General features: G+C 72.1%; 13 protein-coding genes. 8 read left to right on the top strand and 5 right to left on the bottom strand.

Annotated features, from left to right (window positions below; translation table 11 throughout):
• Positions 1 to 16 precede the first annotated feature (16 nt).
• A complete protein-coding gene (locus tag K1J57_RS15620; RefSeq protein ID WP_220565145.1) occupies positions 17 to 940 on the top strand; it encodes an ABC transporter ATP-binding protein in 924 nt (307 codons plus the stop codon).
• Positions 937 to 2,535, top strand: coding sequence for an ABC transporter permease (locus K1J57_RS15615; protein WP_220565144.1), 1,599 nt, complete (start codon positions 937 to 939; stop codon positions 2,533 to 2,535). Before K1J57_RS15620 ends, K1J57_RS15615 begins: the two co-directional genes overlap by 4 nt.
• Positions 2,536 to 2,556: 21 nt before the next feature.
• Here K1J57_RS15615 and K1J57_RS15610 read toward each other — a convergent pair whose 3' ends face one another.
• The 3 genes from K1J57_RS15610 to rlmN all read right to left on the bottom strand — a co-directional run bounded on the left by K1J57_RS15610 (position 2,557) and on the right by rlmN (position 4,508).
• Positions 2,557 to 2,865, bottom strand: a complete 309-nt coding sequence (locus K1J57_RS15610; protein WP_220565142.1) for a hypothetical protein — start codon at positions 2,863 to 2,865, stop codon at positions 2,557 to 2,559.
• 67 nt (positions 2,866 to 2,932) lie between these two features.
• On the bottom strand, positions 2,933 to 3,403 hold the full coding sequence (locus K1J57_RS15605; RefSeq protein WP_220565141.1) for a hypothetical protein: 471 nt from the start codon (positions 3,401 to 3,403) through the stop codon (positions 2,933 to 2,935).
• 7 nt (positions 3,404 to 3,410) lie between these two features.
• Positions 3,411 to 4,508, bottom strand: coding sequence for a 23S rRNA (adenine(2503)-C(2))-methyltransferase RlmN (gene rlmN / locus K1J57_RS15600; RefSeq protein ID WP_220565139.1), 1,098 nt, complete (start codon positions 4,506 to 4,508; stop codon positions 3,411 to 3,413).
• A gap of 193 nt (positions 4,509 to 4,701) precedes the next feature.
• Between rlmN and K1J57_RS15595 the strand changes: the two genes are divergently transcribed.
• Positions 4,702 to 5,787, top strand: a complete 1,086-nt coding sequence (locus K1J57_RS15595) for a suppressor of fused domain protein (protein ID WP_220565138.1) — start codon at positions 4,702 to 4,704, stop codon at positions 5,785 to 5,787.
• A 70-nt stretch (positions 5,788 to 5,857) separates the two neighbouring features.
• Positions 5,858 to 7,057, top strand: coding sequence for an MFS transporter (locus K1J57_RS15590; RefSeq protein WP_220565567.1), 1,200 nt, complete (start codon positions 5,858 to 5,860; stop codon positions 7,055 to 7,057).
• On the opposite strand, the gene K1J57_RS15585 is transcribed toward K1J57_RS15590, so the two are convergent.
• Entirely contained in the window at positions 7,054 to 7,428 is a 375-nt protein-coding gene (locus K1J57_RS15585; RefSeq protein ID WP_220565136.1) for a BlaI/MecI/CopY family transcriptional regulator, read from the bottom strand. The two genes, K1J57_RS15590 and K1J57_RS15585, sit on opposite strands and share 4 nt — an antisense overlap.
• A 643-nt stretch (positions 7,429 to 8,071) precedes the next feature.
• On the opposite strand from K1J57_RS15585, the gene K1J57_RS15580 reads away from it, so the two are divergent.
• From K1J57_RS15580 to K1J57_RS15565, 4 genes are all read left to right on the top strand, one after another.
• On the top strand, positions 8,072 to 11,701 hold the full coding sequence (locus K1J57_RS15580) for a multifunctional oxoglutarate decarboxylase/oxoglutarate dehydrogenase thiamine pyrophosphate-binding subunit/dihydrolipoyllysine-residue succinyltransferase subunit (RefSeq protein WP_220565135.1): 3,630 nt from the start codon (positions 8,072 to 8,074) through the stop codon (positions 11,699 to 11,701).
• A gap of 14 nt (positions 11,702 to 11,715) precedes the next feature.
• Positions 11,716 to 11,895 (top strand): DUF6104 family protein, encoded by a 180-nt coding sequence (locus K1J57_RS15575; RefSeq protein ID WP_220565134.1) that lies wholly within the window; start codon positions 11,716 to 11,718, stop codon positions 11,893 to 11,895.
• A 197-nt stretch (positions 11,896 to 12,092) separates the two neighbouring features.
• Positions 12,093 to 12,944: a DUF4097 family beta strand repeat-containing protein gene (locus tag K1J57_RS15570; protein ID WP_220565132.1), complete on the top strand. Its 852-nt coding sequence runs from the start codon at positions 12,093 to 12,095 to the stop codon at positions 12,942 to 12,944.
• The gene (locus K1J57_RS15565; protein WP_220565131.1) at positions 12,945 to 14,027 is read left to right on the top strand and encodes a PadR family transcriptional regulator; all 1,083 of its coding nucleotides are present in this window, start codon (positions 12,945 to 12,947) and stop codon (positions 14,025 to 14,027) included.
• 79 nt (positions 14,028 to 14,106) lie between these two features.
• On the opposite strand, the gene K1J57_RS15560 is transcribed toward K1J57_RS15565, so the two are convergent.
• On the bottom strand, positions 14,107 to 15,300 hold the full coding sequence (locus K1J57_RS15560) for an NADP-dependent malic enzyme (RefSeq protein WP_220565130.1): 1,194 nt from the start codon (positions 15,298 to 15,300) through the stop codon (positions 14,107 to 14,109).
• Between the last annotated feature and the right edge of the window lie 365 nt (positions 15,301 to 15,665).

The following is a 15,665-nucleotide window of genomic DNA, read 5'->3' as shown; positions in this document are numbered from 1 at the left end:
GAAGAGACCACCCGCCATGTCCTCACCCGTCATCGACGCGCGCGGCGTCGACAAGTACTTCGGCCGGTTCCAGGCCCTCAACGGCCTGGACCTCACCGTGGAGGCCGGCAGGGTCGCCGGGTTCCTCGGCCCCAACGGCTCCGGCAAGTCCACGACCATCCGCGTCCTGCTCGGCCTGCTCAAGGCCGACGCCGGCACCGTCCGCATGCTGGGCGGCGACCCCTGGAAGGACGCCGTCTCCCTGCACAGGAGGCTGGCCTACGTCCCCGGCGACGTCACCCTGTGGCCCAACCTGACCGGCGGCCAGGCCATCGACCTGCTCGGGCGGCTGCGCGGCGGCCTGCACCGGGCCCGCCGCGAGGAGCTGCTGGCCCGGTTCGAACTGGACCCCACCAAGAAGGCGCGCACCTACTCCAAGGGCAACCGGCAGAAGGTCGCCCTGGTCGCCGCCCTCGCCTCCGACGCCGAGCTGCTCATCCTGGACGAGCCGACCTCCGGACTGGACCCGCTGATGGAGGCGGTGTTCACCGGGTGCGTGCTGGAGGCCAAGGAGCAGGGGCGCACGGTCCTGCTGTCCAGCCACATCCTGTCCGAGGTCGAGAAGCTCTGCGACACCGTCACCATCATCCGCCAGGGCAGGGCCGTGGAGTCGGGGACCCTGGAGGACCTGCGCCACCTGACCCGGTCCTCCGTGCGCGCCACCGTCTCCGGCGACCCCTCAGCGCTGGCCGGGCTGGCCGGGGTGCACAACGCGGAGGTCGACGGCGACCGGATCTCCATGGACGTGGACAACGACCACCTCGACACCGTCATGCGGGCGGTGACCGGCCTGGGGGTCCGCTCCCTCGTGAGCAACCCGCCCTCCCTGGAGGAGCTGTTCCTGCGCCACTACGGCGACGAGCTGGCCGCCCTCAACGGCGACAGGGGGAGCGCGGCATGAGCGCCCTCACCGGGACCGGGACCCTGACCCGGTTCATCCTGCGCCGCGACCGCATCCGGATGTCGGTGTGGGTGGTCGCCCTGGTGGGCACGGTCGGCCTGACCGTCCCCACCCTGGACGAGGCCTTCGCCACCGAAGCCCAGCGCCAGGCCCGGGCGGCGCTCATGGACACGCCCACCGGGATCCTCTTCGGCGGCCCGGGCTTCGGGCTGGACGACTACACGCTCGGCGCCATGGTGGTCAACGAGCTGACCATGAGCCTGCTCATCGCCATGGCGATCATGAGCATCCTGCACGTGGTCCGGCACACCCGGGCCGAGGAGGAGAGCGGCCGCGCCGAGCTGCTGCGGGCCGGGGTCCTGGGCAGCGGCGCCCAGATGACGGCGGCGCTGCTCACCGTCGCCCTGCTGAACCTGCTCATCGGCGGGCTGACCGGGGCGATCATGGCCGGCTACGGGCTGGACGCCGTCGACTCCCTGGTCTACGGGCTGGGGCTGGGGCTGGCCGGCCTCACCTTCGGCGCCGTCACCGCGGTGTGCGCCCAGCTCACCGAGCACGCGCGGGCCGCCTCCGGGACGGCCTTCCTCGTCACCGGGCTGCTCTTCATGGCCCGCGTGGTCGGCGACCTGGCCGAGCGCGGGGGCGGGCCCTCCTCCTGGGCCTCCCCGTTCGCCTGGGTGCAGCAGACCCGGGTGTTCGACGACCTGCGGTGGTGGCCGCTGGCCCTGTACCCGCTGGCGATCCTGGCCCTGTTCGGCGCCGCCTACGCCCTGGCGGGGCGCCGGGACCTGGGCGCGGGCCTGGTCCCGCCCCGCCCCGGTCCGGCCGCGGCGGGCCCGCTGCTCAACGGCGTCCTCGCCCTGCACCTGCGCCAGCAGCGGGGGTCGATCATCGCCTGGAGCGCCGCGACCTTCCTGTTCTCGATCTCCTTCGGCACGCTGGCCACCGAGGTCGAGGGGATGCTCGACTCCAACCCCGAGCTGATGGCCCTGCTCGGCTCCGCCGCCGAGGACGTGACCGCGGGCTTCCTCGGCGTCATGTCGGGCTACGTGATCATGGCGGCCGCCGCCCAGGGCATCCTGTCGGTCCTGCGCGCGCGCAGCGAGGAGTCGGCGGGCCGCGCCGAACTCGTCCTGGCCACGGCGGTGGGGCGGATCCGCTGGTACGGCGCCGCCCTGGCGGTGGGCGTCCTGTCCACGGGTCTGCTCGTGGTCCTGGGCGGGCTCGGCATCGGCATCGGAGCGCTCAGCGCCACGGACGACGCCTCCTGGATCGGCACGATGCTGGAGTCGGCGCTGTCGCAGGCGCCGGTGGCGCTGGCGTTCGTCGCGGCCACCGCGCTGTTCGTCGGGGCGGCCCCGCGCCTGATGCCGCTGGTGTGGCTGTGGCTGGGGTACAGCGTCTTCACCACCATGCTCGGCGCCCTGCTGGGGATGCCCGACTGGGCGCTGGACCTCAGCGCGTTCGGGATGCTGCCGCAGCCGCCGATGGAGGAGTTCGAGGCGGCACCGGTCGTGATCGCCTCCGCCGCGGTCGCGGCCGCCCTGGCCCTGGCGCTGGCGGGCTTCCGCCGCCGCGACCTGGAGACCGCCTGACCGTCGCCGCCCCCGGGGGCCTCAGTCCCCGGGGGCGGCGCGGCGCGCGCCGGCGGCGAGGCCGCGGGCGTGGAACAGGGCGGCCGCCAGGACCCCCGCCGCACCGCACGCCAGCGGCACGAGCGGGGACGGGGCGCCGTCCAGCCGGGTCAGCGCATAGACGATGCCGGACGCCGCGACGAGCTGCACCCAGCCGCCGAGGACGTTGGGGACCGGCCCGTCGCCGAACACGTTGGGGTACGAGCGGCCGGTGATCCCCGTGACGAAGTGCGGGAGGCCGTTGCCGAGCAGGAGTCCGGCCAGCAGGCCGAGGAGGAGGGAGGGCAGCATGGGGCGCCTCTCGGATCGGGGGTACCGCACCCGATCCTAGGGATCCCGGAGCCCGGCCGGGAAGGGGTCAGGGGAGGAAGGACAGCGCCCAGGCGGGGGCCAGGACGATGATGAGGAAGCGGGCGGTGCGGGTCGCGAAGGTGACGGCCGAGAACAGCACGATGTTCATCCGCACCACGCCCGCCAGGACGGAGACCACCATGAACGGCGGGATGCTCGCGAACGAGCTGAGCGCCAGCAGGCCCACCCCCCAGGCGGGGCGCTCCTCGGCCCTGCTCCGCCAGCGGGCGGCCCGCTCGGTCCACTTGCCCGGCGTCTCGGTGCGCCTGCGCAGCCAGGGCGCGGAGAGCGTCCCCTTGCCCGCGTAGTAGTAGGGCAGCTTGCCCAGGGTCTGCCCCAGGCCGGCGGCGACCGCCATGGCCACCAGGGCGCCGTCGCCGTTCACGGCCACGGCGCCCAGCAGGTAGACCTCGATGTTGAGGACCGGGACCAGTCCCGCCGCGAGGGCGATGACGAAGGCCAGTCCGGTCTCGACCACCCCCGGGTCAGCTCTCCGAGGCCGCGAGCTGGCCGCAGGCCCCGTCGATCTCCTGGCCGCGGGTGTCGCGCACGGTCACCGAGACGCCGTGGGACTGCAGGCGCCGGACGAACTCGCGCTCGTCCTCGGGGCGCGACGCGGTCCACTTGGACCCCGGGGTGGGGTTGAGCGGGATCAGGTTCACGTGCACCAGGTGGCCCTTGAGCAGCCTGCCGAGCAGGTCGGCCCGCCACGCCTGGTCGTTGACGTCCTTGATGAGCGCGTACTCGATGGAGACCCGGCGGCCGGTCGTCCCGGCGTAGCGCCAGGCGGCGTCGAGCACCTCGGCGACCTTCCAGCGGGTGTTGATCGGCACCAGCTCGTCGCGCAGCTCGTCGTCCGGGGCGTGCAGCGAGATCGCCAGGCGCACCTGCATCTTCTCGGCGGTGAGCTTGTCGATCGCCGGGACCAGGCCCACCGTGGACACGGTGACGCCGCGCTGGGAGATGCCCAGCCCGTCGGGCACCGGGTCGGTGATCCGGCGTACCGTCTCCAGGACGCGCTTGTAGTTGGCCATGGGCTCGCCCATGCCCATGAACACGATGTTGCTGATCCGCCCCGGTCCGCCGGCCACCTGGCCGCGGGCCAGGTCGCGGGCGCTGGCCACCACCTGCTCCACGATCTCGCCGGTGGACAGGTTGCGGGTGAGCCCCGCCTGCCCGGTGGCGCAGAACGGGCAGTTCATGCCGCAGCCCGCCTGTGAGGAGATGCACAGGGTGACGCGGTCCGGGTAGCGCATCAGCACCGACTCGAACAGCACCCCGTCGAACGCCTTCCACAGGGTCTTGCGGGTCATCCCGTCGTCGCAGGTGATGTGCTTGACGGGGGTGAGCAGGCGGGGCAGCAGGGCCTCGCCCAGCTTCTCCCGCGAGGAGGCGGGCAGGTCGGTCATGGCCGAGGTGTCCGACTCCAGACCGCCGAAGTAGTGCTTGGCGATCTGTTTGGCCCGGAAGGGCTTCTCCCCCAGCTCGGCGACGACCTCGGCCCGCTCCTGCGGGGTGAGGTCGGCCAGGTGCCGGGGAGGCTTGGCACGGCGCGGTGCGACGAAGGTGAGCTCGGCGGGCATAGAGAGTCCGTAAGGGTGGAGTCGATGGTCTCGGCCCGGCGCGGGACGGCAGCGGCTCGGGTCGTTATACGACCTATACGCGGCTGCGGATACGGCTCCGCCTGTCAGGGCACTACCGTCGATTCTACGCATTGCAGGGACGGGTCGGATCGGACCCGCGAAGGACGGCGGATCGGCACATGTGGGAGGGCCGGTGACAGGGATCGAGGTCCTGCTCGACGAGGTCAGCCCGTACCAGAGCCGTCGCGTCGTCGTCGAGTGCGACTCCCGGACCACGGCCGCCTACCTGCTGGACGCGCGCGGGCGCATCCGCGTCCCGGTGTGGCTGGCCAACCACGAGATCGCCCCCCGCGCCGCCGAGCCCGGCGACTCCTTCGAGGGGCGGGCCCCGCTGATGCCGGAGGGGCACACCAAGCACCCGCAGGGGCGCCCCCGGTTCGACCCCTCCTGTCTGCGCGCGGTGTGGTTCGAGGAGGGCGACGGGGTCGCGCTGGTCGACGAGGAGGGCCTGCTCGCGGTCATCCCCGGCTGGGCGGAGGCCGACAGCGGACTGCCCGGGTACGCCCGCGAGGCGATCGGGCGCAGCGCCTACGCCTGGGAGCTGGACCCGGTCAAGGGGCAGCTGTGGCCGCGGGTGGTGCACGCGGAGGCCTACTGGGACTGGCGGCGGGCCTCGGGCGCGTGGCGCAGCGTGCAGCGCACGGTGCTGGGACACCTCAACCGGACGGTGGGCGCGGCCGGCCACTACTGGGACGTGTCCGACGGCCACCCGCCGCTGCTGCGGGTGTCGGAGCGCCCGCCCTCCGAGGACCGGCCGTTCACGATCCTGTCGACCGTGGGCATGTGCGGGCAGCGGATGCCCACCCTGGACCGGTACATGGCCGACACCTCCAGGTACGCGCGGGTGGAGCTGGCGCTGGCCACCACCATGCCCGCGCACCACGCGGCGCGGATCTTCCGGTGGATCGGCGCCTTCCCGTGGCGGGCGGTGACCTGGTTCGGGACCGGGCACACGGTCAAGTGGCTGGACAACCCCGAGGACCGGGCGATGCGCCGGGGCGCGGGGGCGGTGCTGCTGCTGGAGGACCCCTCGCCCCTCGTGGCCGCCGCCGGGCACGCCCCGCCGGACACCGCGGGGCTGACCTTCCAGGGCGACCCGGTGCGGTGGCTGTGGATCGTGCCCATCACCCGCCCCGAGCACCTGTTCGCCAAGGAGCACGACAGCGCGACCCTCGTGGAGAAGCTGGCGGCGGAGGGCCGCAGCTGGATCCTGTCGTGAGCCCGGAGCCCCGGGAACGGGACGGGGCTTTGACGTGACGGCGACGGAGGACGCGGGGCGCGCGGCCGGGATGGGGGCGCCGCTGCGGCACGGCCCGTTCCGGGCGCTGGCCGCCGGGCGGCTGCTGATGTCCCTGGGCAACGGGCTCGCGAACGTGGCGCTGGCGTTCGCCGTGCTGGACGTGACCGGTTCCCTGGTCCAGGTGGGGCTGGTGGTGGGCGCGCGGTCCGTCGCCAACGTGCTCCTGCTGCTGCTCGGCGGGGTGATCGCCGACCGGCTCCCCCGCGCCCTGGTGCTGCGCGGCGGCTGCGCCCTGGCCGCCCTGTCCCAGGGGGCGCTGGGCGCGGCCCTGCTGACGGGGACGGCGTCGACGCCGCTGATGGTGGGGCTGAGCGTGCTCAACGGGGCCGCGGCCGCGGTGAACCTGCCCGCGTCCGCCGCGCTGGTCCCCCAGACGGTGCCGCCCGGGCTGCTGCGCCAGGCCAACGCGGTGGTCCGGCTGACCGGCAACGGCGCGATGGTGGCGGGGCTGTCCCTGGGCGGGGCCCTGGTGGCGTTCGTCGGCCCGGGGTGGTCGATCGCCGCCGACGCGGGACTGTACGCGCTGGCCTGCGGGGCGTTCGTGCTGCTGCGGCCGCCGGGCACGGAGGCCGGCACGGGGCGGGTGGGCGTGCTGCGCGACCTTGTGGAGGGGTGGCGCGAGTTCACCGCCCGCCCGTGGGTGTGGGTGGTGGTGGCGCAGTTCATGGTCACCAACGCCGCCTGGTCGGCCTCGGTGACGGTGCTGGGCCCGGCGATCGCCGACGCGTCCTTCGGCCGGGCGGCCTGGGGGCTGGTGGTGGCGGCCCAGAGCGCCGGGATGCTGGCGGGCGGGTTCCTGGCCGCGCGGTGGCTGCCGCGCCGCGCCCTGGCGTTCGGGGTGGCGCTGGTCGCCGTCCAGGCGGTCCCGCTGTACGCGCTGTCCCTGCCGGCGGCGCCCCTGGTGCTGGTCGCCGCCATGTTCGCGGCGGGCGTGGCCGTGGAGCAGTTCGAGGTGGCCTGGAACGTCTCGGTGCAGGAGAACGTCCCGGCCGACCGGCTGTCCCGGGTGTACTCCTACGACGCCCTGGGGTCGTTCGCCGCGATCCCGGTCGGGCAGGCGGCGATCGGGCCGGTGGCGGCGGCCGTGGGGCCGGAGCGGGCCCTGGCGGCGCTGGCCGCGCTGACGGTGGCGGCCTCCCTGGCGGCCCTGGCCGTGCCGGACGTGCGCCGCCTGCACAGACGGACCTAGCCGGCGGCGCCCCGGCTGAGGCGGACCTGGCTGAGCACCCGGTGGAAGGAGGCCACCTCCTCGTCGCTGAAGCGCTCGACGAGGCTGCGCAGGGTGGCCTGGGGCTCCGGGCAGGTGCCGAGGAACTCGTCCATGACCCGCGCGGTGTACTCGGCGCGGGTCTCCAGCGTCCAGTACACCCAGGCGCGGCCGCGCTTCTCCCGGTCGACCAGGCCCTTGTTGTACAGGATGCCCGCGACCGTCATGACGGTCGTGTACGCGATGTCCCGGTCGTAGACCATCGTCTCGTGGACGAGCCGTACGGGCAGCGGCTCCTCGGACCGCCACAGCGCGTCCATGATGGCGGCTTCCAGCTCCCCCAGTCCCCTCATGGGCCTCTCCCACCCCCGTGTGTCCGGTGTGCGCGTATCGCGATCCTGGCACGCGGGGCGCGTCGGCGCGGGAGAACTCCGAAGAGCGCACAGATCCGCGCAAGTTCGGCGCCGTTCACCGGCGTTTCGCGAGCCCGGAGGGCCGTCACCGAGGGAAACGCGCGACGGCCGGGCCCGGGTCCCACCGCTCCCGCTGGGAACGTCGGCGGCGGGACCCGGCCGTCCTGCCCGGCCGCTTGCACCTACTCCGACGGGGCCCGCCGGTACCGGGTTCCCCCGGAATCTCGATATCGAGAGTGGTACAGGACACACTGGGAGCGGCCGATAACGGCCAAGGGTTTCACATCTGAAAATCCCCTCAAAAGCCTACAAATCAGGCAGCGCGGGCACACTACGCTTGGTTACCGGCGCGTAGCGACAACGTGATTGTGAAAAAATGTTAGCTATCTCCTAGTTTCAACACGGCCCGCGTTCCCCGCCGGGAGGCCGGTACAAGTAGCCTGGTAACCGACGAGCGCCGGCCTGGTCAGACCGGTCTTCCGCCACGCGGTCGACCACCGTTCTTCCTTGAGCCGACCGAGCCGGCAGCCACCCGTCGTCCTACACATTCACGAGCGAGCTGCGGAAGTGGGCGATCTCCGCCGTGTCGTCTGAGGCGTCTCAACCCCTGACAGACTTTGGTCCCAACGAGTGGTTGGTCGAGGAGCTTTATCAGAAGTACTTGAACGACCCGAACTCGGTCGACAAGGCCTGGTGGAACTTCTTCGCGGACTACAAGCCCGCGGAGTCGGCCGGTGCGAAGAGCGGGGGGACCACCGCCGCGAAGGCGCAGGCCACGACCCCCGCCGCACCCAAGAAGCCCGCCGCGCCGGCCCCCGCCAAGGCGGCGGCCCCGAGCGCGGACGAGGCCCTCCGGGTCGACGAGGAGCGGCTGCGCGGCGCACCGGCGCGCACCGCCACCAACATGGAGTCGAGCCTGGCCATGCCGACCGCGACCAGTGTGCGCGCGGTACCGGTCAAGCTCCTCTTCGACAACCGGATCGTCATCAACAACCATCTCCGGCGCGGCCGCGGTGGGAAGGTCTCCTTCACCCACCTCATCGGCTACGCCATGGTCAAGGCCCTCGAGTCGATGCCGGAGATGAACCACTCCTACACGGAGATCGACGGCAAGCCCGGTGTCGCCAAGCCCAGGCACGTGAACTTCGGCCTGGCCATCGACCTGCAGAAGCCGGACGGTTCGCGCCAGCTCGTCGTGCCCTCCATCAAGAGGTCCGACGAGATGGACTTCATGGAGTTCTGGAGCGGCTACGAGGACCTGGTCCGCAAGGCCCGCACCAACAAGCTGGGCGTGCCGGACTTCCAGGGCACCACCATCAGCCTCACCAACCCCGGCGGCATCGGCACCGTGCACTCGGTCCCGCGCCTCATGCCGGGCCAGGGCACCATCCTGGGCGTCGGCGCCATGGAGTACCCGGCCGAGTTCCAGGGCGCCTCCGCGGACACGCTGGCCGAGCTGGGCATCAGCAAGGTCATGACGCTGACCTCCACCTACGACCACCGCATCATCCAGGGTGCGCAGTCGGGTGAGTTCCTGCGCCGGATCCACCAGCTGCTGCTGGGCGAGAACGGCTTCTACGACGAGATCTTCAACTCCCTGCGCATCCCCTACGAGCCGGTGCGCTGGGTGCAGGACATCCACGTCAACAAGGCCACCCAGCTCGACAAGACCACCCGGGTCCAGGAGCTGATCCACGCCTACCGCGTGCGCGGCCACCTCATGGCCGACACCAACCCGCTCGACCACGAGCAGCGCAAGCACCCGGACCTGGACGTGCTCCAGCACGGCCTGACCCTGTGGGACCTGGACCGCGAGTTCCCGACCGGGGGCTTCGGCGGCAAGCAGGTCATGAAGCTGCGCGACATCCTGGGCGTGCTGCGCGACACCTACTGCCGCACGGTGGGTATCGAGTACATGCACATCCAGAGCCCGGAGGAGCGGGAGTGGATCCAGTCGCACGTCGAGCGCGAGCACGAGAAGCTCGACCGTGACGAGCAGCTGCACATCCTGCACCGGCTCAACAGCGCCGAGGCGTTCGAGACCTTCCTGCAGACCAAGTACGTGGGCCAGAAGCGGTTCTCCCTGGAGGGCGGCGAGTCCCTCATCCCGCTGCTCGACGGCGTGATCTCCAAGGCCGCCAAGTCCGGTCTGGACGAGGCCGTCATCGGCATGGCCCACCGCGGCCGCCTCAATGTGCTGGCCAACATCTGCGGCAAGTCCTACGGGCAGATCTTCGGCGAGTTCGAGGGCAACCTCGACCCGCGCAGCGCGCACGGCTCCGGCGACGTCAAGTACCACCTGGGCACCGAGGGGGTCTTCCAGACCCGCGAGGGCGAGAAGATCGACATCTCCCTGGCGGCCAACCCGTCGCACCTGGAGACCGTCGACCCGGTCCTGGAGGGCATCGTCCGCGCCAAGCAGGACGTGCTCGACAAGGGCGCGCACGGCTTCACCGTGCTGCCGATCCTCATCCACGGCGACGCCGCGTTCGCCGGGCAGGGCGTGGTCGCCGAGACCCTCAACCTGTCCCAGCTGCGCGGGTACCGCACCGGCGGCACCGTCCACATCGTCGTGAACAACCAGGTGGGCTTCACCACCTCGCCGTCGGACAGCCGCTCCAGCGTGTACGCCACCGACGTGGCGCGGATGGTGCAGGCGCCGATCTTCCACGTCAACGGGGACGACCCCGAGGCCGTGGTCCGGGTCGCGCACCTGGCCTTCGCCTACCGCCAGGCGTTCAACAAGGACGTCGTCATCGACCTCGTCTGCTACCGGCGCCGCGGCCACAACGAGGGGGACAACCCCGAGTTCACCCAGCCGCTGATGTACAACGTCATCGACGCCAAGCGCTCCACCCGCAAGCTGTACACCGAGGCCCTCATCGGCCGCGGCGACATCACGGTGGAGGAGGCCGAGTCGGCGCTGCGCGACTACCAGTCCGAGCTGGAGCGGGCCTTCGTCGAGACCCGCGAGGCCGACAAGAAGCCGATCGAGCCGGGTGCCGTGGTCAAGCCCGAGGTCTTCACCGAGGGCCGCCTGGACCACTCCACCGTCGAGACCGCGATCAGCGACGAGGTCGTCAAGCGGGTCATCGACACCCAGGTGAACATGCCCGACGGCTTCACCCCGCACCCGCGGCTGGCTCCCCAGCTGACCCGCCGGGCCACGATGGTGGAGAACGACGCGGTGGACTGGGCGACCGGTGAGCTGCTCGCCTTCGGCGGGCTGCTGCTGGACGGGCACCCGATCCGCCTGATCGGCCAGGACAGCCGCCGCGGCACCTTCGGACAGCGCCACGCCGGCCTGGTGGACCGCGAGACCGGCGAGGCGTACACGCCGCTCAAGCAGTTCGACAACGGCACCGTGAAGTTCCACGTCCACGACTCGCTGCTGAGCGAGTACGCGGCGCTGGGCTTCGAGTACGGCTACTCGCTCACCCGCCCCGAGGCGCTGGTGATGTGGGAGGCGCAGTTCGGCGACTTCGTCAACGGCGCGCAGACCATCATCGACGAGTACATCAGCTCCGGCGAGCAGAAGTGGGGCCAGCGCTCCAGCGTCACCCTGCTGCTGCCGCACGGCTACGAGGGCCAGGGCCCGGACCACTCCTCGGCCCGGATCGAGCGGTTCCTCCAGCAGTGCGCGCAGGAGAACATGACCGTCGCGATGCCGACGACCCCGGCGAGCTACTTCCACCTGCTGCGCTGGCAGGCGAAGTCGCCGATCCAGCGTCCGCTGGTGGTCTTCACGCCCAAGTCGCTGCTGCGCCTGAAGGCCGCGACCTCCGCCGCCGCCGACTTCACCTCGGGGCACTTCCGGCCGCTCATCACGGACGACTCGATCGCTCCGGAGAAGGTGCGCCGCGTGGTGCTGTGCTCGGGCAAGATCTACTACGACCTGGACGCGGCGCGCCGCAAGAGCGGCGACAAGCACACCGCGATCATCCGGGCGGAGCGGCTCTACCCGCTGCCGATCGAGGAGATCCGGGAGCAGCTCAAGGCCTACCCGAACGCGGGCGAGGTCCTGTGGGTCCAGGAGGAGCCGGCGAACATGGGCCCGTGGCCGTTCGTCGCGCTGGTCTTCTCCGAGCAGCTCGACCGCCCGTTCACCCGGATCTCGCGTCCGGCGTCCTCCTCGCCCGCGGCCGGCTCGGCCAAGCGGCACGAGGCGGAGCAGCGCGCCCTGGTGGACACGGTCTTCCCGCCGGCGGACTAGCAGGGGCGTGCGCGTTGTACTACACGGATCGCGGAATCGAGGAGTTGGAGAAACGCCGCGGTGAGGAGGAGGTCAGCCTCGCCTGGCTCGCCGAGCAGCTGCGGACGTTCACCGACGTCCACCCCGAGTTCGAGACCCCGGTCGACCGGCTGGCCACCTGGCTGGCCCGGCTGGACGACGAGGACGAAGAGTAGGGCGCACCACCTGTGAAGGGGGCCCGGGAGAGATCCCGGGCCCCCTTCGCGCTGTCCGGCCCCGTCCCGGGAGGCGCCGCCCCCGGGGGGCCTCGGGGAGAACCCGGAGACACCCCCGGTAATCCGCGACATATCTTGAGTTCGCCGCACTCGCGACATATCGTGAAGGCATCGGAGCGAGCGAAAGGGTGCACACGATGGCACGTTGGACCATCGACAGGCCGACGACCCAGACCCTCGACGGCATCGTGGCCTTGCGGGTACGGATCCTCGGCGGCCAGGTCAACATTCTTCCCACCGACGACCCGGTCACCTTCGAGGTGACCGACATCGTCGGCGAGCCCCTCCTCGCCGTCCAGGAGGCGGGCATCCTCACCATCCACTACGAGGACCTCACCGGGTCCGGACTGCTGGAGCGGCTGCGCCCGGTCCAGCTGGGCGGCTACAAGCAGGTGCAGCGGCGCAGCGCCACCGTGAACCTGCGCGTCCCCCGGGACTGCCCGGTCGACGTCACCACCATGAGCGCGCCGATCGTCGTCGCCGGCGTGGGGTCGCGCACCAGGCTCAAGACCGCCTCGGGCGAGGTGACCCTGGACGGGGCGAGCGGCGAGACCGACATCAACACCGTCTCCGGCAACGCCTCCCTGCGTGACGTGTCCGGGGGCCTGTCCTTCAACAGCGTCAGCGGCCAGCTGGCCGTGGCGGGCGGGCGCGTCTCCTCCCTGAGCGCCAAGACCGTCTCCGGCTCCGTGCTGGCCGACACCGACGTGGCCCCGGCCGCCCGGGTCCGGATCAACACCGTCTCCGGCGAGGTCGCCCTGCGGGTGCCCGCGGACACCTCCGCCTCGGTGGAGATCCGCAACGCCAGCTCCGCGGTCGACTCCGACTTCGGCCTGGAGCGGAGCGGCGGGCGCGCCCGCACCGTTCTGAGCGGGCGCATCGGCAGCGGGGTGGACCCGGCGACCATCACCATCAACTCCGCGTCCAACCGGACCGCGCTGCTGCGGCGCGCGCCCGAGACCCCGGCCGCGATCCCCGAGGGGGCATGAATGAGCACTTTCTTCGGACACGGCAGACTCCGGCTCTACCTGCTCAAGCTGCTGGACGAGAGCCCCAGGCACGGATACGAGATCATCAGCCTGCTCCGGGACCGGTTCCTGGGCGTGTACTCCCCCTCCCCCGGCACCATCTACCCGCGGCTGGCGCGGCTGGAGGAGGAGGGGCTGGTCACCCACACCGAGGAGGGCGGCCGCAAGGTCTACAGCCTCACCGACAAGGGGCGCGAGGAGCTGCGGGCGCGCGAGCGCGACCTGGACGACCTGGAGCGGGAGATCACCGACTCGGTGCGCGACATCGCCCGGGCGGTCAAGCAGGACGTGCGGGAGACCATCAGCTCGCTGCGCGAGGAGCTCAAGTTCGCCGCGGGCGGCGCCCGCCGCCCCGCCGAGGAGGCTCCCGAGCCGGAGTCCGCGGCCGGGGAGGCCCCGAAGCAGGAGGAGCCGACCGCCGAGGCCCCCAAGGCCGAGGAGGAGCGGGACTCCCGGAAGCAGAGCGGTGAGAAGGCGAAGGCCGACCACTCCTGCGACGACGGCCAGCGCTGGTCGCGCGAGTGGGAGAAGTTCACCCAGGGCTTCGGCGCCTTCGGCGCGGTCTGGGGCAAGGGCGGTTCCGGCCGCACCCCCGACCTGGACCACGCCCTGCGCGACTTCAGCGAGCGGGTCCGCGACGTGGCCAGGGAGGCGGGCACGGTCGGCGAGGCCGCCCTGCACGACCTGCGCCGCATCCTGGACGACACCGTCGAGGTGATCCGCCGGGACGCGCGCACCTGGGGCCCGCCGCGCAAGGACTCCGCGGAGCCGGAGGCCGGGAAGGCCGACGGTCCCGGGGCGCCCGGGGCCGGGGCTCCCGCCGCCGAGCGGCCGGAGTCCGGGTCCCGGGAGCCCGAGGCGCCCGGCCCGGAGGCGGAGAAGCCGGGGGCCGGGGAGCCTGAGGCGGACAGGCCCGGGGAGCCGAAGGCCGAGGGTGCCGGGAAGGCCCCGGAGCCCGAGGAGCCCAAGGCCGCGCGGCCCATGCCGCCCTCCGGCGGCGACCCCTGGAGCCAGGTGGTCGACGACCCCGGCGACGACAGGTAGCCGCGACGGACCGAGCACAAGGGAAAGGGCCCGGAGGGGCGCCGCGGGGGCGCGCCTTCCGGGCCCTTCCCGTGTCCGGTCAGCGGCGGGCGACGCCGTCCTCGCGGGCCTGGGCGGCGACGGCGGCCGAGACCGCCGCGCCCACCCGCTCGTCGAAGGGACTCGGGATGATGTAGTCCGCCGACAGGTCGTCACCGACCAGCCCGGCCAGAGCCGTGGCGGCGGCCAGCTTCATGTTCTCGGTGATGTCGGTGGCGCGGGCCTCGAAGGCGCCCTTGAACACGCCCGGGAAGGCCAGGACGTTGTTGATCTGGTTGGGGAAGTCGCTGCGCCCGGTGGCGACCACCGCGGCGTACTTGCGGGCGACGTCCGGGTGGATCTCCGGGTTGGGGTTGGCCATCGCGAACACGATCGCGTCCTGGGCCATGGTCGCGACGACGGCCTCGGGGACCTCGCCGGCGGACAGGCCGATGAACACGTCGGCGCCGGCCAGGGCGCTCTCGATGGAGCCGCGCAGGCCGGCCTTGTTGCTGATCGCGGCCAGCTCCTGCTTGACGGGGGTCAGGCCCTCCCGCCCGTCGTAGATCATGCCCTTGGAGTCGGCCACGGCGATGTCGCCGATGCCGCCGTCGACGAGCATCTTGGTGACGGCGACCCCGGCTGCGCCCGCGCCCGAGACCACCGCGCGCAGGTCGCCCAGGGTGCGCCCGGTCAGGCGGGCGGCGTTGTGCAGGGCGGCGACGGTGACGATCGCGGTGCCGTGCTGGTCGTCGTGGAAGACGGGGATGTCCAGCCGCTCGCGCAGCCGCTTCTCGATCTCGAAGCAGCGGGGGGCGGAGATGTCCTCCAGGTTGATCCCGCCGAAGGACGGGGCCATCCGCACGACGGTCTCGACGATCTCGTCGACACCGGTGCAGGCCAGGGCGATGGGGACGGAGTCGACGCCGCCGAACTGCTTGAACAGCAGCGACTTGCCCTCCATGACGGGCAGGGACGCCTCGGGGCCGATGTCGCCCAGGCCCAGGACCGCGGTGCCGTCGGTGACCACGGCGACCAGGTTGCTCCGCCAGGTGTAGTCCTCCACCAGCTCGGGGGAGTCGGCGATCCCGTTGCAGACGCGGGCGACGCCCGGGGTGTAGGCGAGGGACAGGCCCTCGTGGTCGTGCACGTCGACGGTGGAGGTGATCTGGAGCTTGCCGCCGCGGTGCAGGGCGAACGCGGGGTCGTCGTCCAGGTTCGGATTCCGGGTACGCGAAGAAGAATCGCTGGTCATCGAAAACCCTTCAAGGTCTTACTGCCGCCCGCGTCGGCCATGACGGGGCGGATGGTGTCGGTGCGTACCGCGCGCGAAGCCGGTGTGCCGTGCTAGGGGAGCCCCCTCCGGCGCCGGTCGGCCATGACCGGTGGTGTCGCCGGAGAGGTCGTGCTTCGCCTGACTCCTATGCGAGTTCTGCGCGTACGCCTCACTACGGGGATGACCCGTTACGCAATCCTCTCACAACGGTGACCGCAGGAAAATCGCAGGGTCGGCACGATGGGACGGCACCGACGTATCCACATTTGCCACATATCGCACCGTATGTCGCTTTGGTTCGGGTGGAGGGGCCGCGAACCCGACTCCGACCAGGCACTTCGTGC

The organism is Nocardiopsis sp. MT53, assembly GCF_019598965.1.
Classification (GTDB): domain Bacteria; phylum Actinomycetota; class Actinomycetes; order Streptosporangiales; family Streptosporangiaceae; genus Nocardiopsis; species Nocardiopsis changdeensis.
This window is presented reverse-complemented; position numbering and strand designations above follow the sequence as displayed.